This is a genomic window from Pseudomonas sp. WPR_5_2 (assembly GCF_003634475.1).
GTDB classification, from domain to species: Bacteria; Pseudomonadota; Gammaproteobacteria; order Pseudomonadales; family Pseudomonadaceae; genus Aquipseudomonas; species Aquipseudomonas izuensis.
In genome coordinates this window covers 1,406,575-1,427,857 of record NZ_RBLA01000001.1, presented here as the reverse complement: position 1 = coordinate 1,427,857, position 21,283 = coordinate 1,406,575, and the positions used below count along the sequence as shown (strand labels likewise).

Annotated in this window: 18 protein-coding genes and 1 pseudogene; 15 read left to right on the top strand and 4 right to left on the bottom strand. The window is 58.9% G+C overall.

The features are described from left to right. Positions 1 to 16: 16 nt before the first annotated feature. Positions 17 to 1,402 carry a putrescine-ornithine antiporter gene (potE, locus tag BJ917_RS06265; RefSeq protein ID WP_121102633.1) on the bottom strand — a complete coding sequence of 462 codons (1,386 nt, stop codon included), beginning with the start codon at positions 1,400 to 1,402 and terminating at the stop codon, positions 17 to 19. A gap of 185 nt (positions 1,403 to 1,587) precedes the next feature. Here potE and BJ917_RS06260 point away from each other — a divergent pair, with 185 nt between their 5' ends. The 3 genes from BJ917_RS06260 (at position 1,588) to BJ917_RS06245 (ending at position 3,968) form a co-directional block, all read left to right on the top strand. Then, the gene (locus BJ917_RS06260; RefSeq protein WP_096512304.1) at positions 1,588 to 1,917 is read left to right on the top strand and encodes a hypothetical protein; all 330 of its coding nucleotides are present in this window, start codon (positions 1,588 to 1,590) and stop codon (positions 1,915 to 1,917) included. Positions 1,918 to 2,173: 256 nt separating this feature from the next. Next, complete coding sequence (locus BJ917_RS06255; RefSeq protein ID WP_096515480.1) at positions 2,174 to 2,590, top strand: organic hydroperoxide resistance protein; 417 nt, start codon at positions 2,174 to 2,176, stop codon at positions 2,588 to 2,590. Positions 2,591 to 3,320: 730 nt separating this feature from the next. Next, positions 3,321 to 3,968: a hypothetical protein gene (locus BJ917_RS06245; protein WP_096512302.1), complete on the top strand. Its 648-nt coding sequence runs from the start codon at positions 3,321 to 3,323 to the stop codon at positions 3,966 to 3,968. A gap of 133 nt (positions 3,969 to 4,101) precedes the next feature. On the opposite strand, the gene BJ917_RS06240 is transcribed toward BJ917_RS06245, so the two are convergent. After that, the gene (locus tag BJ917_RS06240; protein WP_096512301.1) at positions 4,102 to 5,010 is read right to left on the bottom strand and encodes a LysR family transcriptional regulator; all 909 of its coding nucleotides are present in this window, start codon (positions 5,008 to 5,010) and stop codon (positions 4,102 to 4,104) included. A gap of 138 nt (positions 5,011 to 5,148) precedes the next feature. On the opposite strand from BJ917_RS06240, the gene BJ917_RS06235 reads away from it, so the two are divergent. The 12 genes and pseudogenes from BJ917_RS06235 to BJ917_RS06175 all read left to right on the top strand — a co-directional run bounded on the left by BJ917_RS06235 (position 5,149) and on the right by BJ917_RS06175 (position 19,125). After that, positions 5,149 to 6,204 carry a tartrate dehydrogenase gene (locus tag BJ917_RS06235; RefSeq protein ID WP_096512300.1) on the top strand — a complete coding sequence of 352 codons (1,056 nt, stop codon included), beginning with the start codon at positions 5,149 to 5,151 and terminating at the stop codon, positions 6,202 to 6,204. Between the two features lie 106 nt (positions 6,205 to 6,310). Further along, positions 6,311 to 7,639 (top strand): dicarboxylate/amino acid:cation symporter, encoded by a 1,329-nt coding sequence (locus BJ917_RS06230; protein WP_121102631.1) that lies wholly within the window; start codon positions 6,311 to 6,313, stop codon positions 7,637 to 7,639. Positions 7,640 to 8,404: 765 nt separating this feature from the next. Further along, on the top strand, positions 8,405 to 9,310 hold the full coding sequence (locus BJ917_RS06215; RefSeq protein ID WP_096512297.1) for a LysR substrate-binding domain-containing protein: 906 nt from the start codon (positions 8,405 to 8,407) through the stop codon (positions 9,308 to 9,310). 257 nt (positions 9,311 to 9,567) lie between these two features. Next, positions 9,568 to 10,755 carry an aromatic ring-hydroxylating dioxygenase subunit alpha gene (locus BJ917_RS06210; protein ID WP_172901619.1) on the top strand — a complete coding sequence of 396 codons (1,188 nt, stop codon included), beginning with the start codon at positions 9,568 to 9,570 and terminating at the stop codon, positions 10,753 to 10,755. Between the two features lie 11 nt (positions 10,756 to 10,766). Beyond that, positions 10,767 to 12,212, top strand: a complete 1,446-nt coding sequence (locus BJ917_RS06205; RefSeq protein WP_121102626.1) for an aldehyde dehydrogenase family protein — start codon at positions 10,767 to 10,769, stop codon at positions 12,210 to 12,212. Between the two features lie 5 nt (positions 12,213 to 12,217). Further along, positions 12,218 to 12,382 (top strand): annotated as a pseudogene (locus BJ917_RS32235) (rubredoxin); the annotation flags it as partial. Then, positions 12,371 to 13,609 carry an FAD-dependent oxidoreductase gene (locus BJ917_RS06200; protein WP_256658531.1) on the top strand — a complete coding sequence of 413 codons (1,239 nt, stop codon included), beginning with the start codon at positions 12,371 to 12,373 and terminating at the stop codon, positions 13,607 to 13,609. The pseudogene BJ917_RS32235 and the gene BJ917_RS06200, both read left to right, overlap by 12 nt. A gap of 10 nt (positions 13,610 to 13,619) precedes the next feature. Continuing rightward, positions 13,620 to 14,948 carry an FAD-binding oxidoreductase gene (locus tag BJ917_RS06195; RefSeq protein WP_121102624.1) on the top strand — a complete coding sequence of 443 codons (1,329 nt, stop codon included), beginning with the start codon at positions 13,620 to 13,622 and terminating at the stop codon, positions 14,946 to 14,948. Next, on the top strand, positions 14,945 to 15,310 hold the full coding sequence (locus BJ917_RS06190) for an ethanolamine utilization protein EutQ (protein WP_096512294.1): 366 nt from the start codon (positions 14,945 to 14,947) through the stop codon (positions 15,308 to 15,310). Before BJ917_RS06195 ends, BJ917_RS06190 begins: the two co-directional genes overlap by 4 nt. Positions 15,311 to 15,370: 60 nt before the next feature. Then, entirely contained in the window at positions 15,371 to 16,597 is a 1,227-nt protein-coding gene (locus BJ917_RS06185) for an MFS transporter (RefSeq protein ID WP_177435562.1), read from the top strand. A gap of 285 nt (positions 16,598 to 16,882) precedes the next feature. After that, positions 16,883 to 18,565: a BCCT family transporter gene (locus tag BJ917_RS06180; RefSeq protein ID WP_256658511.1), complete on the top strand. Its 1,683-nt coding sequence runs from the start codon at positions 16,883 to 16,885 to the stop codon at positions 18,563 to 18,565. Between the two features lie 287 nt (positions 18,566 to 18,852). Then, positions 18,853 to 19,125 carry a DUF2790 domain-containing protein gene (locus BJ917_RS06175; RefSeq protein ID WP_177435561.1) on the top strand — a complete coding sequence of 91 codons (273 nt, stop codon included), beginning with the start codon at positions 18,853 to 18,855 and terminating at the stop codon, positions 19,123 to 19,125. Between the two features lie 44 nt (positions 19,126 to 19,169). Here the strand turns inward: BJ917_RS06175 and BJ917_RS06170 are convergent, their stop codons facing one another. Beyond that, positions 19,170 to 20,099 carry a LysR family transcriptional regulator gene (locus tag BJ917_RS06170; RefSeq protein WP_096512293.1) on the bottom strand — a complete coding sequence of 310 codons (930 nt, stop codon included), beginning with the start codon at positions 20,097 to 20,099 and terminating at the stop codon, positions 19,170 to 19,172. A 109-nt stretch (positions 20,100 to 20,208) separates the two neighbouring features. After that, positions 20,209 to 21,159, bottom strand: coding sequence for an aldo/keto reductase (locus BJ917_RS06165; protein ID WP_121102622.1), 951 nt, complete (start codon positions 21,157 to 21,159; stop codon positions 20,209 to 20,211). Between the last annotated feature and the right edge of the window lie 124 nt (positions 21,160 to 21,283).

Sequence of the window (21,283 nt, the reverse complement as noted above, 5' to 3'; positions counted from 1 at the left end):
GATTTAACCTCCAGAATTAGTTCAGGCTGTTGACCGGCACGGGCTCGGCTGTGAGGTGCTGCGCACTGACGGTCTGCGTCGGTACGCTGTTGTTGAGCGCTTCGAGGCGGATCAGGCGGTTGTTGACGAAGCCGAACAGCGTGTAGCCGAAGATGGTCGCCACGCCGCCGAGCATCAGCGCCTGCTCGCCCGAGCTGTACAGCGCCAGGTAGCTGTAGGCCGCCGCAATCACGGCAATGAAGTTGGTGACCATCGCCTTGCTTTCCGGCACGTTGGAAATCTTTTGCATGGTCATCAAAGCGGCCATCGAGAGGATGTAGGGCACCAGGTTGGTGACCACCGCGAGGTTGACCAGGGTATTGAACTGCTTGCTCAGGTCGGGGCTGATGGTCAGCAGGGCCAGAGCGGTTTGCGCCGCCAGCAGCACCAGCATGCCGATGATCGGCGTGCCGGCCTTGTTGCCCTTGGCGAAGATTGGCAGGAAGTAACCGGTGTTCGCCGAGCTGGCGTATACCTGGGCAATAGTGAACTGCCAGCCGAGCAGCGAGCCGATGCAGGCGAGTACCATCGCCGCCATCACGATGTCACCGACGAACGGGGTGAACATCTTGGCGAACACCAGGCCGAAAGGTGCGGTGGAGGCGACCAGTTCTTCGTTGCCGACGATACCGAAGATAACGTTGGTGGAGACGATGTAGATCACCGCCGCCCCCAGGGTGCCGCCCAGCACGGCAATCGGTACGTTGCGCTCGGGGTTTTCCACTGCCTCGGTGTTGGCGCAAGCCGATTCCAGGCCGAGGAAGGCCCATAGGGTGATTGCCACCGAGGCGCCCGCCGCTTCGAACCAGCTCTTGTCGTGAGGGTTCCAGCCTGCCGCATAAACGCTGCTGTCGAACCAGAACCAGCCAACCGTGGAGACCAGCACCACCGGTGCAATCACACCCCAGACCGTCACCGCGCCGATCCGGCCGGTAATGCGGGCGCCGCCAAAGTTGGCGAACGTGGTGATCCATAACAAGGCGATGGTCGCCAGACCTACTTGCAGGGAGTCAAGTTTTATCCCGAATAAAACCTGGATATAACCCACCGCAGTAATACTAATCGCCACGTTGGCAATCAATAGCGAGAGTCCGTAGGTGTAGTTGGTGATGTAGTTACCTGCTTTACCGAACGTGTATTCGGCATAACCACCCATGCCGCCGGTCTTGCGGCTGAGCATCCCGCATCGCGCAAAGGCGTAGGCCAGAGCGAGGGAGCCGGTGGCCGTCACCAGCCAGGAAAGAATCGAAATTGCACCAACTTCCGCGAGTTTCGTCGGTAGTAGCACAATGCCTGAGCCCAACATGTTGACGGCAGTCAACATTGTCAGTTGCCCTACACTCATTTTCTTCGCGACTGACATTCCGTGGCCTCATTAGTTGGCAGAAGAGATTGTTAGCTATAGCAAAGGATGGAAATGTCGCAAGAAAATGACTCTTGTTTAATGATCGGGATCAGGGTTTTACCGATAAGGCACTATACTGGCCCCCGGATTGCTCGCTTATCGCCAGAATCGCTTCAATTTCAGGTGGTTAGGGTGGGAAGCTAATGCGCAATGTATGGGTCGTACTGATCTCGGTCGGTGTCGCGGGTTTTGCAGTGTCTGCCCAGGCCAGGGAGCTGATGCCCAATGAGCGTTATATGTGCAGTTGGGGCGCGGGGACGGCTGCCAGGGCGCAGGAACTCAAGTTAGCCGGGGTTTCTCTTTATGCTGCGCGGCAGAAAATCCATTCTTACAAGTTTGCCAAGTCGTGGATGCGGATGATGGCCATGGGCATTACCGAGCAGACTTATGACAGCCCGACCAGGATCAAGCCAGAGGCGGTTCGGGAGAGTTTTTATGACGATTGTGTGAAGTACAAGTTGGCGCGCAAATGAGGTTTTTAAAAGCCTGTAGGAGCTGGCTTGCCAGCGAAGAGGGCGCCAACATCGACATCAATGTTGACTGATAATCCGCTTTCGCTGGCAGCCAGCTCCTACAGGGCTTCCCCGGCGGATGTGGAAGGTGACCTTTGTCGGATCAAGCTCCCGGTTGTGCAGCGACGTCTATATTGAGTGTCCGGCATCAACCCTGAAGGCCGTTTTTCTGATTTACCTGAACGTGCATAAACCCCATTTCAATCAGGAGATCATCATGACCCAGCTCGACAAAGTACTGTACACCGCCAAAACCCACACCACGGGTGGCCGCGATGGCGCATCCAGAAGCTCGGATGGGATTCTGGATATCAAACTCTCGTCCCCGGGCACCAATGGTGGTGGTACCAATCCGGAGCAACTGTTCGCCGCCGGTTGGTCAGCCTGTTTCATCGGCGCGATGGGCGTCGCTGCCAAAGAGCTGAAAGTTGCGCTGCCCAAGGATGTGGCCGTCGACACCGAAGTCGACCTGGGCACCAATGAAGGTGGCTACCTGCTGCAGGCGCGACTCAACGTCAGCCTGCCGGGACTGGATCGCGAAACCGCACAGAAACTCGTCGACACCGGACACAAGTACTGCCCGTACTCCAAAGCCACGCGCAACAACATCAACGTCGTGGTCAGGCTCGCCTGAGCTGAAATAAAAAAGGTCCTGGCGACCCGTCTGCAAAGCAGTGTCGCCAAGACCTGGACACATTCAAGAGTCAGGGAGTGAACATTTCTGGACGTGTTCTGATTTAAGTTATTTGCAGGACTCATAATGATGAAGTCTGTTTGTCGTGCGAAATGTTGTCTGTACTTGTATACAAGATAGTTCCATTTGGTGTCCGGCACGCTAAAAATAGTATGACTGTTTTAGTTCTTGGGGTGTAAATGACAATGGTTCGCTGGTTTCCGTGTTTATTTATCTTCGAGGCAACTAGTGGATCCAATTGGCGATGACAAGGATCATGTAAGCCAACCAGCTCAGTTGGAATGGGCCTCGACGGGAAAGTTGCCCGGTTAACGCCGCAGTCATTGGCCCTCCAGCCAGTGACCGCTTGTCGGTGATGTGCTGGAGAAATGAACATTTCGGGCCTGCAGCCCTCAGATTCTGCAGCAGGTCACCCATTGGCTTGCTCTTGACGTGCAAAAAGAAGTGGAACCAGAACCTCAAATGCAGTGAGTGCAGATGGGGATTTTTTACCTGAAATTTGAGGGGTGCTAACTAAGCTGTCATCCATTCATTTGCCGGATCAATAGGATTTCGATAATTAACCTATTGTTTGGTTTTCTTGTATGAGCAAGGTCGTGCAGGGTTGTTTACAACAAGTGCTCTGTTGATTGGCCGATCTGTACTATCGAATAAGGTGGAGAAAATACCCGTGGCGATAAATACAATTATGAGCCTGATCGAAAATAAAGAATTCATGGAGTTTTTGCGGCTTGGCGTTGTTTACGTTCATTTGGTCGCCTGTTGTGTGGCAATTGGTTTAGTACTAACCAGTGATATTGCAATGGTCAGGGATCTGTTGAAACGCAAGGCATTCACTGAACATGATCATGCACACATGGAAAGTCTTCAGCGGTCTGTCGTGGTGGCTTTGATCGGTCTATGGGTGACAGGTGCCGCCATTATCGGCATCGATTACCTGGGCAAGGGCACGGAATACTTCATGAATCCGAAGCTTCACGCCAAGGTGATCATTGTCACGCTGCTGACCTACAACGGCATTCTGCTGCACCGCTTGGTGTTGCCGGCCATGCAAAAGGCAGGCTCCTTGCTCGAACTCGGATTCAGCGCCCGGATGCTGGCGCTGTTTTGTGGCTCGTTGTCGGCGGTGTCCTGGATGTATGCCGCCATGCTCGGTGTCGGACGCCCGCTGGCCTGGAAATATTCGCTCTCCGAACTGTTGATGGCGTATCCGGTGCTGATTGTGCTGGGCTTCCTGGCGATGGTGGCGTTGACTCAGCGAGCCAAGCGCCAGAACACCCTCGATGTGCCGCAGTGGACAAATGCAGCCGCGCACTAGGCCGGTAGCCCTGTAGGAGCTGGCTTGCCAGCGAAAGCAATGTGTCAGCCAATACCTATGTCGATTGACACTTTGCCTTCGCTGCGGTGCGGCGATCCGGCAAGCCAGCTCCTATAGGGAAATGGCCAACGCTTCAGCTGTCCTCAACGTTATCGATATGTTTGAAGCGTTCGATCAGAAAGTCGATCAGGCTGCGTACCCGCGCCGATAAATGCAATTGTTGCGGGTACACCGCATACACGTCGGCGCGGGTCGGCGTCTGGTCTTCCAGCACCAGGCGCAGGCGACCGCTGCGCACATAGCGGGCGATGTCCCATTCGGCCCGCAGCAGAATCCCGAATCCCTCCAATGCCCAGTTCAGGGCCACTTCACCATCGTTGCAGCCCAGGGCGCCATGCACCTTGATGTTGTCCGTGTGCCCGCCGTTGGTGAAGCTCCAGACACCATAGGGTGACTCGTTCTGGCGGATGAAAATGCAATTGTGGTTTTGCAGGTCGCTCAGTTTCTGCGGGGTGCCGTACTTGTCCAGATACAGTGGCGAGGCGCACAACAAGCGACGGTTGGAGGCGATCTTGCGTGCGTGAAAAGCGGCGTCCGGCAGGGTACCGAAACGGATGCCCAGGTCGAAACCGTGGGTGGCCAGGTCCAGTGGGTGGTCACTGATTTCCAACTGAATTTCCACCTCGGGGTACTGCGCGTAAAACGCAGCCAGGGCAGGACCGATGTGGCGGCGGCCGAAGCCGAGCGAAGCATTGACCCGAATCAGGCCCTTGGGCGTCGCGCGGCTGCTGCTGACCAACTGCTCAAGCTCATTGATCTGCGTGAGGATGCGCGCGGCCTGGGAGAAATACAGCTCGCCTTCGGATGTCAGGCTCATCGAGCGTGTGGTGCGGTTAACCAGGCGAATGCCCAGCCGGGCTTCCAGCGCCGTCAGGCGCTTGCTCACCGCCGGTGGCGTGATGCCCAGCTCCCGGGCCGTCGCCGCGAGGCTGCCTTTATTCGCCAGCAGGTAGAAAAACGACAAATCCAGGGTCTGGCTCATTCGTAACTCAAAGTTATTTATGTAGTGATTTGGAGTAACTCACACCTATTTGTTCACTACATATACTCCGCTCACACCCCGCCTGAACAGTCCGGTTCAACGGGAACAACAAGAAATCGATGAGAGTGGAGCCAACCAATGAGCGCATACAAAATCGCAGCAGTGCCAGGTGACGGTATCGGCGTGGAAGTGATCGCCGCAGGCGTCGAGGTGCTGCAGGCCCTGTCTAACAAATCCGGCTTCAAACTGGATTTCAAACACTTCGACTGGAACTCCGACAACTACCTGAAAAACGGCTACTACATTCCCGAGGGGGGCCTGGAAGAACTGAAAACCTTCGACGCGATCTTCTTCGGCGCTGTCGGTGCGCTCAATGTGCCGGACCACATTTCACTGTGGGGCCTGCGCCTGCCGATCTGCCAGGGCTTCGACCAGTACGCCAACGTGCGTCCGGCCCGGGTGTTGCCGGGCGTGAAAAGCCCGCTGCACAACGGTGACCAGATCGATTGGGTGGTGGTGCGGGAAAACTCCGAAGGCGAATACTCCGGTAATGGTGGCCGCGTGCACCGAGGCCTGCCGGAAGAAGTCGCCACTGAAGTCTCGGTGTTCACCCGGGCCGGGGTCGAACGCATTCACCGCTTCGCCTTTGAGCTGGCGCAGAGCCGCCCGCGCAAACACCTGACCATGGTTACCAAGTCCAACGCCCAGCGTCACGGCATGGTGCTGTGGGACGAAATTTTCTACGAAGTGGCCAAGGACTTCCCGGACGTGAAGATCGACAAGGAACTGGTGGACGCCGTGACCACGCGCATGGTGCTCAAACCGTCGACCCTGGACGTGATCGTCGCCACCAACCTGCACGCCGACATCCTCTCGGACCTGGCCGCTGCGCTGTCCGGGAGCCTGGGCATCGCGCCGACCGCCAACCTCAACCCTTCGCGAAAATTCCCCTCGATGTTCGAACCGATCCACGGCTCGGCTTTCGACATCACCGGCAAAGGTGTAGCCAACCCGATCGCAACCTTCTGGACCGCCGCCATGATGCTTGAACACCTGGGTGAAGCTGCGGCCGCGAAACACCTGATGTCGGCCATCGAAGCGGTGACCGAAAGCGGTTTGCACACTCCGGATCTGGGCGGTAACGCCACCACGCGGCAGATCACCGATGCGGTGATTGCGCTGATCAACCGCTGATTTTTTTCACTGATTCAAAGTAGTACTGCGGCACAACGCCCGGGGCAGATCAACCGTACCGACCCCCGGGCATTTCCTGACAACAATAAAAAATCAGGGCCCTGTCATGAAAAGAATATTTGGCAAACTCTACGTACAAGTGCTCCTCGCCGTGATCCTCGGCGCCATCGTCGGGGTCTTCGTTCCCGAAACCGGCGCTGCACTCAAACCCTTGGGCGATGCGTTCATCAAACTGATCAAAATGCTCCTCGCGCCGGTGATCTTCCTGACCGTGGTCACGGGCATCGCGCGCATGGAAAACATGAAGGAACTGGGCCGGGTCGGCTTTCGCGCGCTGCTGTATTTCGAAGTGGTGTCGACCCTGGCGCTGGTGGTCGGCCTGGTGGTGGTCGATGTGTTCAAGCCCGGCGCCGGCATGAATATCGATGTCGCCACGCTGGATACTTCCAGCCTGGCCACCTACACCTCGGCGGTGAAGCATGCCTCGTTCATGGACTTCATCATGAACATCATCCCCGACACCATTGTCGATGCCTTCGCCAAAGGCAATGTCCTGCAGATCCTGTTGTTCTCCATACTGCTGGGCATTGCCCTGGCCCACGTCGGCCCACGCGGCAAAGCCTTCGTGGATACCCTGGACAGCCTGATGCAGGGCATGTTCCGCATCGTCAACATGGTCATGCGCCTGGCCCCGATCGGCGCATTCGGCGCCATTGCGTTCACCATCGGCAAATACGGCTTCGGCTCGCTGTTCTCCCTGGGCAAGCTGATGGCCTGTGTGTACCTGACCTGCGCGGTGTTCGTGATCTTCGTGCTTGGCCCGATCTGCCGTTACAGCGGTTTCAGCCTGTGGAAATTCCTCAAGTTCATCAAGGAAGAACTGTTCACCGTGCTGGGCACCAGCTCATCGGAATCGGTACTGCCGCAGATGATTTCCAAGATGGAAAAGGCCGGCGTGTCCAAACCCGTCGCCGGAATGATCATTCCCTCCGGCCTGACCTTCAACCCGGACGGGCAAGCGATCTACTACACCATCGCCGCGATCTTCATTGCCCAGGCGACCAACACGCCGCTGACCCTGACCGACCAGTTGATCGTGCTGGCGGTGTTGATGTTCACCTCCAAGGGCTCGGCGGGTGTCACTGGTTCCGGGTTCATCATTCTGGCGGCTACCTTGTCGTCCCTGGGGACGATTCCGGTGGCGGGGATGGTGTTGTTGCTGGGGGTCGACCGGTTCATGTCGGAGGCGCGGGCGATTACCAATACCATCGGCAATGGCGTGGGCACCATGGCGATTGCCAAGTGGGTGGGGGCGCTGGATACGGAGAAGATGCATAAGGCGTTGAATGGGGTGGTTGTGGAGGAGAAGCCTGAGGTGGCGCCGGTGGTGGCTAGTCCGTTAATGGCGAAACTAAAAGAGGCGTCTCGGGCATAGCATGGGATGGTGTACATATCCGTTTCTTTGGTAACGGCCACTGGCGGTTTCGCCCTTACGGCGAGTTACTTGGAAATCGGAACGCCGCCCGGCCCCAAGTAACCAAGCGCTCTTGCCCCTTTCGTTCGGTGCCTCGCCTAGGCTCGGCATTCCCTCGCTCCGGTCCTGCTCCGTGGGCCCGCCGCGATGGGCCATCCTTGGCCCAGCGCGGCTAAACCGGCATCCATGCCGGTTTGCCCACTGCGCAGAACCTCCACTCGGCCTCTCGATGGGGCAAGAAGATCAAAAGCCAAAGCAGAGCGAGGCGGCCTGACAGCCGACCTGATTTCGGACCTGTTTCCGATCCCATTGTGGGAGCGAGCCTGCTCGCGAAAAACGTCCAGACAATGCGGTCATTCAGATAGGGCGCGTTATCGTTGACGTCCATCGCGAGCAGGCTCGCTCCCACAGGGGATCACAGGCAGGTCAAAAGTCAGGTCGGCTGTTAGGCGCCCCGTTAAACCACGCTGGCCGGAGAGAGGGCATGCCGAGCCTGAGCGAGGCACCGAGTGGTGGGGCAAGAGCCTTTTGGTTACTTTTGGCTGGGCCGGCATTCCGGCTCTTTCAAAAGTGACCCGCCGTAAGGGCAGAACCATAAGTCGCCATCACTCAAATAATGGATATACACCCAATCCCTGAGCGGGTCTGAAGTAGGCGCTGTCCACCCCCCACGCCAAGGACTAAACTCCCGCGATAAAACCAAAACAACGACGTGACCTTGCCTGCATGAAAATTCACCCTTTGCCACCGCTCAACAGTCTGGTCGCGTTCGAAGCCGCAGCGCGCCACTTGAGTTTCACCCTGGCCGCACAAGAGCTGAACGTGACCCAGGGTGCAATCAGCCGCCAGGTACGCCTGCTCGAAGACTACCTGGGTAAGGTTTTATTCGAGCGCACGACCCGCACGATTCACCTGAGTCCGGCGGCCAGTCAATATTACGAAACGGTCCGCACCGCCTTGCTGCAAGTGGCCCAGGCGACGGGTGAGATTCGTCATTGGCAGGGTGCCGAGCAAGTGACGGTGGCCACTAGCACGGCGATGGCGTCACTCTGGCTGCTGCCCAAAGTCAGCGAGTTTCAACGTGAAAACGAAGAGATCGACCTGCGCATCATCGCCCATGATCAGGTCAAGGATTTCTCGCGCCTGGATTGCGATCTGGCGTTGTATTACTGCAGTACGCCACCCCGGGAAATGCAGGTCACGCCATTGTTTTCCGAAGAGGTCTATCCGGTGTGCAGCCCGACTTACCTGGCCAAGCATCCTGCCTTGACGACGCCTGCCGACCTGGCGGCCTGCACATGGCTCGTCCTCGACGATCCGCAGCGCGACTGGATTGGCTGGTCCGAATGGCTCCAGAGCCAGGGATTGAAAAACGTCGAGCCGAAACGCCGGATCAACATCAACAGTTATTCGATGCTGATCCAGTCGGCCATCAGCGGGCAGGGCGTTGCGCTGGCCTGGTCCAATCTGGTCGATGACTACCTGCAGAGCGGCGCGCTGGTGCGGCCGCTGGATGCGGTATTGCGCACCGATGCACAGTTTTGTTTGCTGGAGCCCTTGGGCCGTGGCGGTATGCGCCAAAGCGTAAAGCGCTTCCGCAGCTGGCTAATGAAACAACTCCCGCCCCTGTAGGAGCGAGCCTGCTCGCGAAAAACGCTCAGACAACGCGGTCATTCAGACAGCACTCGTTATCGTTTACGACCATCGCGAGCAGGCTCGCTCCTAGAGGTTGGCGGGCCGCAGATGTCCATATTCATGATCAAAAGTCATGAATCCCTCCCGAAATATCGTTTGTCGACACCCCCCCGTTTTCCGAAACTTGCCGCCAGCGGACCTGGCCAGCAAGCCTGCCGAACAATCCACACCGTGCCCAGCAGGGGAAAACAATAATGACCACCCTCCAACAAATTCCAGTGCATCACCTCGAAACCGTGCTCAATCCGATTCATGAAGCCACCGGCCTGAGCAACGAGTTTTACACCGAACAACGTTACTTCGAACTCGAGCGCGATCAGGTCATGGGTAAGACCTGGGCTTGCGTTGGTTTTGCCAGTGATCTGGGCAAGGCCGGCTCGGTCAAGCCAGTCGACTTCATGGGCCTGCCGCTGCTGCTGATGCGCAACCGCGAAGGCGTGGTTCAGGTGTTCCATAACGTGTGCAGCCACCGCGGCATGAAGCTGGTGGAGGAGGCGGGTGAGGTGCAAGGCGTCATTCGCTGCCCTTACCACTCCTGGACCTACGACCTCAATGGCGGGCTGCGTGGTACGCCCCACGTAGGCGGTATCGATCAGCACAAGGACGAGCGTTTCGCCTGTGAGAAACACGGCTTGAAAGCCATTCGCAGTGCGATCTGGATGGACATGGTGTTCATCAATCTGTCCGGCGATGCACAGCCACTCGAAGACATGCTCGCGCCGCTGACTGCGCGCTGGAGCCAGTTCCTGGGCGAAGACGGCATGAGCCTGCTGAGCCGCCGCCCGGGCCATGACGCCACCACCCTGGACATCAAGTGCAACTGGAAGCTGGCAGTAGAGAACTACTGCGAGGCCTATCACCTGCCATGGGTGCACCCGAGCCTGAACTCCTATTCGCGCCTGGAAGACCACTACAACATCATCGTTGGCGAGCACTTCTCGGGTCAGGGCAGCTACGCCTACAACTTGTCGGACGTCGCCGGCACTCACTTGCCGAAATTCCCGAGCTGGCCGCTGGACCGTCTGCGCAATGCCGAATACGTCGCGTTTTTCCCGAATGTCCTGCTCGGCATCCAGGCCGACCACGCCTTCGCCATGCAACTTGAACCCGTGTCGCCGGGACGCACCATCGAGCACCTGCGCCTGTTCTACGTCGGCGATGAAGCGGCGAGCAGCGAAGCGTTCAGCGCCTGCCGCGATGCCATCCTGGAATCCTGGAAAGTAGTGTTCGCCGAAGACATCAGTTCGGTCGAAGGCATGCAGAAAGGTCGCCATTCCCCAGGCTACAAGGGCGGCGCGTTCTCCCCGGAAATGGACATCCCGACGCACTTCTTCCACCAGTGGGCCGCACGTCAATTGCTCGCCACCACCCAGTCGGCCTGAGGAGAAGTGCCATGTATCCGATAGCCTCTCACTGGCTCAACTATATCGACGGGCAATGGAGCGATAGCGTCCAGCGTCTGACAGTGAACAACCCAGGCTCCGCCGAGCCGTTGGCGACCATCGCCCAGGCCACCGTGGCCGATGCCGAGCGCGCCGTGCAGGCGGCCCGTCGCTGCGCCGATAGCGGCGAGTTGACTCGGGTGCGTCCAGCGCAGCGGGTCACCTGGTTGCTGCGCATCGCCGAAGAAATTCGTGCCGTGGCGGATGAAGGTGCCTGGGTGTTGTGCCAGGAAAACGGCAAGCGCCTGAGCGATGCCAAGGACGAGTTCATCGAGGCGGCGCGTTACTTCGAGTATTACGCCGGCATGGCGGACAAGATCGAGGGCACTTCGATCCCGCTGGGCAACGGGTACATGGACTTTACCTTGTACGACCCGATGGGCGTTTCGGCACAGATCGTGCCGTGGAACTTCCCGGTGTCGATCTGTGCCCGCTCGCTGGCGCCAGCCCTGGCGGCGGGCAACGCGGTGGTCATCAAGTCCCCCGAGCTTTCACCGCTGGGCATGTGCGTGCTGATCCGCGCCATCGCCAATGCCGGCTTGCCTCAGGGCGCGGTCAATCTGATCTGCGGTCGGGGTCGCGAAGTCGGTTCGCATCTGGTCAGCCATCGTGATGTCGACCAGATCGTGTTCACCGGCTCCGTGCCAACAGGCCAGTCCATCCTGCGCGATGCCGCCCGGCACGCGATTCCCGGCGTAATGGAATTGGGCGGCAAATCGGCGGCGATTGCCTTCGCCGATGCCGACCGTGAGCAACTGCTGGCCAGCGTCAAGTCGGGCATCTTCTTCAATGCCGGGCAGGTCTGTTCGGCGATGTCGCGGCTGTTGGTGCAACGCGAGATCTATGAAGAAGTGGTCGAGGCGGTGGTGGCTATGGCCGAAGGGCTCAGCGTTGGCACTGGCCAGGAAAACGCCGACCTCACACCGGTGGTCAGCGCCGGGCAACTGGCGGGCATCGAGGCCTTGTGCCGCCGCGCAATCGAAGAGGGCGCGATAGCGGTGACCGGCGGCGAAGCCTTCGCGGATCGAGCCGGGCACTTCATGCGTCCGACCGTGTTCCGCGATGTCACGCCGCAGATGTGCATCGCTCAGGAAGAAGTGTTTGGCCCAGTGCTGGCGATCATGTCGTTCGATACGGAAGAAGAGGCTATCGCCATCGCCAACGGCACCGAATTCGGTCTGGTGGCCGGGGTGTTTACCCAGGACATCAGCCGCGCCATGCGCTGCACGCGTCGCTTGAAAGCCGGCCAGGTGTTCGTCAACGAATGGTACGCCGGTGGCATCGAAACACCGTTTGGCGGCGTCGGGTTGTCAGGTTTCGGCCGGGAAAAGGGGCAGGAAGCCTTGTACAGCTACGTGCGCACCAAAAACGTGGCAATCCGGATCGCTGGGGAGTGAACAGCATGTTCAAGACTTGGCTATGCATTGTCTGCGGCCTGATTTATGACGAGGCGCTGGGCTGGCCCGAGGACGGGATCCTCGCCGGCACGCGCTGGGAAGATGTTCCCGAAGACTGGATCTGTCCGGAATGCCACGTCGGCAAGGCTGATTTCGAGATGCTCGATATCAGTGAGTATGCCGAAGCGGCTGTGGCGGTCAGCACGCCGCCATTGGCGGTGCCTGTTGTCGCTGCATTGCCGCGCGGGCCGATTGTCATTATCGGCAGTGGTTATGCCGGTTATGGTTTGGCCCAGGCACTGCGCAAGGCTGATGCCGAGGTCGAGATCCGCGTGCTGACCCAGGAGTCCGGGCACCTGTATTCCAAGCCCGCGCTTTCAATCGGACTGTCTCAGGGCAAGAGCGCCGAGGCATTGTCCGGCGAATCACCACTGGCCATCGAACAGCGTCTGAACATTCGCGTTTATCCCCACTGCAAAGTGCTGGGCATCGACAGTTCCAAGCGACGCCTGCGCACCCGTTTCGGTGAAATGGAGTACGGCCAACTGGTGCTCGCCAGCGGTGCGCAACCTATTCGCCTGCCCATCGAAGGTGAAACGGCCGCGATGCTCAGCGTCAACAACCTGCAGGATTACCACGGGTTCCGTGAGCGGCTGACCGGTGTGCAACGCGTGGCCATTCTCGGCGATGGCCTGATCGGTTGCGAGTTTGCCAATGACCTTGCGCACAACGGTTTCAGCGTGGATGTCATCGGTCTGGGCCGTTGGCCGATGGAGCGCTTGTTGCCCATCGAGGCCGGACAGGTGCTGCAAAACGCGCTGGGTGAGTTGGGTGTGAAGTGGCACCTGCAGAACACCGTGGAGGCCATCGAGTCGAGCGGGCAGGGCTATCAATTGAAACTCGCGGGCGGCCAAATTCTTGCGGCCGACCTGGTGTTGTCGGCGGTCGGGCTGCGCCCGGATTTGAGTTTGGCCGAGAGCGCGGGCCTCGCGGTTGGCCGAGGCATCCAAGTCAATGCTCAGCTGCAAACCTCGGTGTCGGGTATCTACGCACTGGGCGATTGCATTGAGATCGACGGCCAGTTGTTGCCGTATCTGGCGCCGATCAACCAAGGCATCCAGGCACTGAGCAAAACCCTGCTCGGCCAGCCCACCGCCGTCGATTACCCGCTGATGCCGGTCACGGTGAAAACACCGGCCGCGCCGCTGTGCCTGTTGGCGCCGGCGATAGCCAGTGAAGGGCAATGGCGCTGCACGCCGACGCCAGACGGGTTGAGCGCCGGGTTCTATGACGCCGAGGGCAGGCTCAATGGCTTCGTGCTGTTGGGTCGCCACGCACAAACGCAACGCAGCGCATTGCTGCAGTCCTGTCAGAACGCTCAGCAGGCTGTCGCCTGAGGCCGCAATCATGAAAAATTCGATCAATTTGCCGTATGACGATGCGAGCTGCGGCTGGTACGCAGCCCTGCCCGAACAACCGGCGTGCAAGCGCTTGTCCGGCGAGCAGCGGGCCGACTACGCGGTGGTGGGGGCAGGCTTTGCCGGCCTGGCCGCAGCCCGTCGCCTGGCCCAGCATCACCCCGAAGCGCGGATCATTCTGGTGGACGCGCAACGGGTCGCCCATGGCGCCTCGGGGCGCAACTCGGGGTTTGTGATTGACCTGCCGCACAAGTTCGCGCTGGAACATCCGGACCCGGCGCACAAGCAACGCTTGCTGTCGCTCAACCGTGCGGCCATTTCGCAGTTGCAGGGCCTGGTGCAAAGCCATGACATCGATTGCCAGTGGTCACATGCCGGCAAGTACCAAGGGGCGGTCGGCCCGCGCGGCCTGGCTTACCTGGACCACTTCGAACGGCTGATGAGCGATCTGGGCGAGCCCTTTCGCCGGGTTGATCCCAAAGAGCTGGCCGGCGTGCTGGGCACGTCACATTACAGCGGCGCGATTTACACCCCGGGTTGCTACCTGATGCAGCCGGCGGCGCTAGTGACTGGAATGGCCCGCACTTTGCCTGGCAACGTCGAGTTGCTGCAAGAGTCGCCGATCCAGCGCCTGGAGCGCGACGGTCGCGGCGGCTGGATTCTGCATGGCAGCAACGGCGTGATCCGCACTCCGCAACTGTTGTTGGGCACCAGCATTTTCACCCAGGAGTTCGGCTACCTGCGCAACCGCCTGCTGCCGGTGATGACCTTCGCCAGCTGGACCCGTCCGCTGACCGATGCCGAGTTGGCCACTTACGGCGGTCAACTGGACTGGGGCCTCACCCCGGCGGACCACGCCGGTACGACGGTGCGCATGACCCAGGACCGTCGGCTGATTATCCGCAACACCTACAAGCACGTGCCCAAGTACGGTCGCAGCACCAGCGACGGCATGCGCTTGAAGGTTCGAGCGTCGCACCGCAAGGCCTTCAAGGCGCGGTTCCCGCAACTGGCCGACGTGCCGTTCAGCCATACCTGGGGCGGGGTGTATGCGATCTCACGTAACTTCACCAACTTCTTCGGTGAGCTGGAGCCAGGCGTCCATGCGTCCGCCTGCGACAACGGCGTGGGTGCGGCCTGGGGCACGATTTCCGGCACCTTGCTGGCGGATCTTGCGGTGGGCGCCGACTCCAAGCAGTTGAACGACATTCGCGCGGCGACCGGCATGCCGTCGCTCAATCCGCCGGAACCGTTCCTCGGCCTCGGTGTGCGTTCGCGCATTCACCTGGCGGCGTGGAACAGCCGGAGCGAGTTATGAGTGCACCGGAAAAAAAGCGCGTGCTGCGCATCGACCACCAGGATCTGGACTTCAACTTGCGCGGCGGCCCCCCCGGCGCCGCCTATGTGGCCCGGGCCCTGAGCAATGAAATCTCGCCGAACATCGGCGTCGGCTTTGCCCGCTGGGAAGGCGCGCAAGTGGCCTGGACGGTGCTGTATGACGAAGTGATTTTCGTGATCGAAGGCTGCTTTGAATTGCAGGTCGGCGATGAGCTGTACCAGGTCACGCCGGGCCAGTTGCTGTGGATTCCCGAAGGAACCGAGTTGGTGTACGGCGGGCATGCGTTGTTCGGCTATGTGGTGCATCCGGGCAACTGGAAAGCGCTCCACGGTTTGGCCTGAACCTACGACCTGAGGCTGAACGCCTCGGGTTTCGCTTCCTCATTTTTGGGAATCAGCACCGTGTTTGGACTGACGAAGACGTTCGGCGCGCTCTATTTGGCAAGCTTGCTGATGCAGCTGGGATCGACCTTGCTGATGACCTGGCTGGCACTGCGCCTCAATGGATCGGGGGCGGCAGAAACGGCGGGCGGTGCGTTGATGGCCGCCAATGCCTTGGGCATGGTGTTGGGCGGGTGGCTCGGGCGCAGCCTGATCGCGCAGGTCGGGCACATTCGAACCTATGCGGCCTGCGCCGGCGTCATTGCCGCGGCGGTATTGGCCCATGAGTTCAGCATGTCGCTGCCGTTGTGGCTGGTGCTGCGGGCGTTGGTCGGGCTGGCGATGATGTGCCAGTTGATGGTGATCGAGAGCTGGCTCAACGACCGGGCCAGGACTGAGCAGCGCGGCGGTGTCCTGGCGTTGTACATGGTTGCCAGTTACGTCGGCATGATGCTCGGTCAACTGGCCTTGAGTCTCGATGAAGGGTTGGGCATCCGTGCGCTGCTCGCGGTGGCCATGGTGTTCGCCCTCTGTTCGGTGCCGGTGGCGCTGACCCGAAGCGCGCACCCCACGGCGGTGCCGGCGGCATCCATTGACCTGCGATTGTTTCTGCGGCGGATTCCGCAGTCGCTGGTGACCATACTGGTGTCCGGGATGATTAATGGAAGCTTCTACGGACTGGCCGCGATCTATGCCAGCAAGCAGGGGCTGGGCACGGCGCAGGTCGGTCAGTTCATGGCATTGACCATCGGTGCCGGGTTGTTGGCGCAGTTGCCGTTGGGCTGGCTCTCGGATCGCTTGCCCCGCGCCAGCCTGATCCGCGCCGTGGCAGTGTTGCTGATCGTCGTCAGCCTGCCGCTGGCGTTCGATCAAGCCCCTTCGTTTGCCACCTTGCTGTGGTTTGGCGCGGGCATCGGCTTCCTGCAGTTCTGCCTTTATCCGTTAGGGGTGGCACTGGCCAATGACAAGATGGAGCCGCCGTTGCGCGTATCGCTCTCCGGCATGCTGTTGATCACCTTCGGCGTCGGCGCCTGTATCGGGCCGTTGATCGCGGGTGCGCTGATGGAATATCTCGGGGCCCCGAGTTTCTACTTTTTCTACGCCGGCAGCGCACTGATGCTTGCGCTGTTCGTGGGTCAGAAAAAAATCACCGGCAAGCACCTGCAAAAGGATGCGCCGCTTCATCACCCGGTGACACCCAACGGGATGGCCAGCTGTAGGAGCGAGCTTGCTCGCGATGGTCGTTAACGATAACGAGGGCTGTCTGTAGGACCGCGTTGTCTGGGCGTTTTTCGCGAGCAAGTTCGCTCCTACAAGGTTGCAGCTGGTTTTATTAATGCGTTTTTCTCATGAGTCGGTGACTAAAAATGGTTTGAGCGGTGGTCAGGTTTCAATCATCTTGGCGATGCTGCCAAAACCGAGATAGTCCGGAATAACCTGCGGATAAAGCGCTCTGGTGTCATTCGATACCCGGCGGCAAACATCCTGCGGAACAGTAACTACACCCTTAAACAAAAACAAAAGGGGAAAACAATGCGTGCGCAATCCGGCATGTTGAAAGGCTTGAATCCGAATGTGACAGTCGCTTCCATATTGGCGGTGGTCACCTTTGTTCTGTTTTGTGCCTTTAAAGATGAACAGGCATCCAAGGCCTTTGAAATGGCTTCGGTGTTTATCCTGCATAACTTCAAGTGGTATTACATCGCCCTGATCAGCGGCGTGCTTGGTGTACTGCTTTATATCTCCATCAGCCGTTTCGGCAATCTTAAACTGGGCGCCGAACATGACCGGCCCGAGTTCAGTTTCGCCTCATGGATTGCGATGCTGTTCAGTGCCGGGATGGGCATCGGCCTGATTTTCTGGTCGGTGGCCGAACCCATGCTGCATTACGCCGACAACCCGTTCTCCAAGGGTTTGACGGATGAGTCCGCTACCCTGGCCATGCGTATCACGCTGTTCCATTGGGGTCTGCATCCGTGGGCGATCTTCTCCATGATCGGCCTGAGCCTCGCTTATTTTGCCTACCGTAAAGGCTTGCCACTGGCACTGCGCTCGCTGCTGTATCCGTTGATTGGCGACCGTATTTATGGATGGATCGGGCATGTTGTCGACATCATGGGTGTTGTTATTACCGCCTTCGGTGTTTCCCAGTCTTTGGGGCTGGGTGTTGTTCAGATCAACACCGGGTTACATCAGGTATTCGGTATTCCGGTGAGTGTCGGGTTGCAGTTGTCGATTATTCTGTTTGTCAGTGTTGTGGCCTGTATCTCGCTACTTGCCGGACTGTCGAAAGGCATGAAGCGTATCTCCACCCTCAATATGTATTTGTCTTTCATATTGATGTTGGCGGTACTTGCCATTGGTCCGACTCGCTACATTCTCAATCTGATGTTTGAGTCTACCGGCGACTATGTGCAAAACATCGTCGGCCTGAGTTTCTGGATGGACACGCAGAAAGACACCGAATGGCAAAACTGGTGGACCGCGTTCTACTGGCCGTGGTGGATGACCTGGGGGCCTTTCGTGGGGTTGTTCATTGCGCGCATCTCCAAGGGCCGCACCATCCGCGAACTGGTGATCGGGGCGCTGGTAGTGCCGACCCTGGTGACCATTCTGTGGATGTCCGTATTCGGTGGCGCGGCGCTGAAGAATGAACAACTTGACCGACAGGCTTACCAGGCGTCCGTCGCGACTCAAGGCGTGACTCAAGAGCAGCCGAAGTTCGAAGGCGGCACGGTACTTCTCGCCACCAAGAAAGAAACCACCGCTGCCATGTTCACGTTGCTGCAATCGCTCGATGGCAAAGCCATTGGCGCCGCACTCTCGATTCTGGTCTGCGTCCTGCTCGGTGTGCACTTTGTCACCACGGCGGACGCCGGAACCCAGGTGTTGTGCACCTTGTGTGCATTGGGCAGCACCAATCCGCCGAACTGGATCAGGTTGCTGTGGTGCATTCTGGAGGGGGCCATTGCGGCGGGGCTGTTGTTGGCCGGCGGGTTGAAAGCCATTCAGATGGCGAGCATTGCGGCGGGGTTGCCGATTGCCATGTTGCTGCTGGTGATGTCGTACACACTGATTCATAGCTTGCGCAAGGAAATGCCGAGCGTGCCGGCGTGGACACCTGCGCTGGATGGATTGGCGGGGCAGGGTGAGCATCGCGGGAGTGAATCGGTTGTGGTCAAGGCGGGTTCGCTTACTGCGGCACAGGCTTATTGATCGAAAGCTGTAATGGTGCCTTTTGTGGGAGCGAGCCTGCTCGCGAATGCGGTGTGTCATTCAGCATCAATGTTGACTGGCATGCCCTTTTCGCGAGCAGGCTCGCTCCCACATCTGTACTGGGCGCATCTGCACGATCGGAAGCTTGCATTCCTCCTTGTTTTGGCAACAGTGTTTATCCCGCCCGGCGCTGTTTACCCCCGACCCAAACCCCTAGCATCGTCTCTACCGAATGAACCTGCGCAAGCGGTTCACAAGGCCCAAACTCCAACGAGACGGTGAATACCATGAACATTTCAAAAATTGCGATTGTTCTCGCGCTCAGTTGTATCGGCGCACAAGCCTTTGCCGAAGAAAGCCAGGCCAAGGCACCCACCAACAAAACACCGATCGAGACCTACACCTACGGCTCGAACCTGGACATCAAGAAGGTCATTACCGTCAGCGATGTACCAAACGAATGCGGGCCGGTCCCGGCGCAAATGACTTATGAAGACTCTCGGGGTCAACGCCATGTCCTGCAGTATCAGGTGCTGGGCAGCGGATGTTCGAACGGTTGAGTGCTGTGCGGACGGTGGAGGGTCGACACTCCATCCCGAACGGTTTATGACGAACGAGCGATTTTTTCATCGGCAGCCAGCAACCCGGGAATGTAGTCCTTGAGAAACTCCACCCAGGTTTTTATTTTTGCATCGACGAATTTTCGTGACGGATAGATCGCAAACAAATTCAGCTCTTCAAAATGATACTCGGGCAGTACCCGCACTAACGTTCCCGCCTTGAGGCCGGCAACGGCAGAGGCGAGTGGCTGAATCCCGACCCCCATGCCACGGGTGATGGCGGTGGTCATGGCATCGGCGGTGTTGACGTGAAATGGCGATGCCGGGGTGCTGACAGTCTCCATGCCTTCGGGCCCTTCGAACACCCAGTGTTCAGCCGGCATGACGGTGTTCACCAGTCTCAGGCAATCATGTGCACCCAACGAGCCCGGCGTGTCGGGTATTCCGCGTTTCTCAAGATACGTCGGCGAAGCACAGAGAATGCTATAGGTGATGCCGAGCCGCTGGGCGACGAATCCAGAGTCGGGCAGGTCTCGCGCCAATACGATCGACACGTCATAGCCTTCTTCCAGCAGGTCGGGCAGCCGATTGGTCAGGGTCAAATCGAACAAGACCGAGGGATGCGTCTCTCGGTAACTGGCGATGGCATCGATCACGTAATGATTGCCGATGGCCGACATTGCGTGAATCTTCAAGCGGCCAACAGGGTTGACCTGCGCCGTACCCGCTTCCTCTTCCGCTTCGCGCACCTCCTCCAGAATTTTCTCGCAACGCTGCAAATAGCGTACACCCGCCTCGGTCAAGGCCAGGCGCCGGGTCGTGCGGTTGATCAGGCGTGTCTGCAGTCTGCTCTCCAGGCTCGACACGGCTTTGGACACGTTGGTCGTGGAGGTGTCCAGCAGATCGGCTGCGGCCGTGAAGCTGCCGCTCTGGGCGACCGCCATGAAAAAACGCATGGTCTGGAAAACATCCATCGGTGTCACCTCAGTGGGTCAGTCAAAAATTATAAGGGGTTGGCCGGCACAATGATTCGCCAGGCCAAAAAAAGAGCGGCTGTGTAAAGAGCCGCTCCGGTTTCAGGTATCACTTTTGCTGGGGAATGAATACGGGGACACCGGTTTCAACCACCGAGTTGAAGCGCACCCGGGTGCTGATGTCCTGGCGGATCTCCTGCATGGCGCGGTGGGGCAAGGTCGAAATGTCCCGGTTTTCCTGAATGTGGCTCAGGGTGGCCGAGGTGGTGAGGAACGCCACGCCGCGTTGCACCGACCAGGCCAGGGCGACTTGTGCCGGGGTCTTTTGCAAGCGTCGGGCGATGCCGGTGATCACCGGTTCTTCCAGCACGTTCGGTGCCATGCCATGCCCGAGGGGGGCAAAGGCCACGACGATGATTCCGTGCTGCCGGCAAAAATCGAGCAGTTCCCATTCCGGCAGGTAAGGGTGGGATTCGATTTGCACCACGGCAGGTTTGATCCGCGCCACGGCCACGATGTTTTTCAGCGCCTCAAGAGTGATGTCGGACAAGCCGATGGACCGGCAGCAGCCTTCATCCACCAGGCCTTCGAGTGCACGCCAGGTTTCGATCAACGTCACGCCCGAGTCATAGAGGACATGGCCGAACACGTCCCGGGGGTACAGATCGTCTCCGGGTTGAAAGGCGAACGGAGTGTGGATCAGGTAGCAATCGATGTAATCCACCTGGAGGCGTCGGCAACTGGCCTCGAAGGCTGGCAACACCCGCTCCGGACGATGGTTGGTGTTCCACAGTTTGGTGGTGATGAACACCTCTTCGCGCCGTGCCTTGCCCGCTTCGATAAACGCGTGCAGGGCAATGCCAACCTGTTCTTCATTGCGAAAACGCTCGGCACAATCGAAATGACGGTAGCCGTTTTGCAGTGCGTGGGTGACCACCTCGGTGGTCACAGCAGGATTCTCGAACAACGTGCCGAAGCCAACGGCGGGCAAATTCCCCGAGCCGTTGTTCAGCGTAAATCGGGTATCGGCAAGTTCATCGAAGATCGGTTCGTAGGACATGTCTGGATTCCACTCAGGTTCTGAAAAGCCTCTGTAGCAGCGAGCTCTGCTCGCGATGGTCGTCAACGATGACGCGGGTTCTCTGAAAGAACGCGGCGCTCGTGAGTCCATCGCGAGCAGGCTC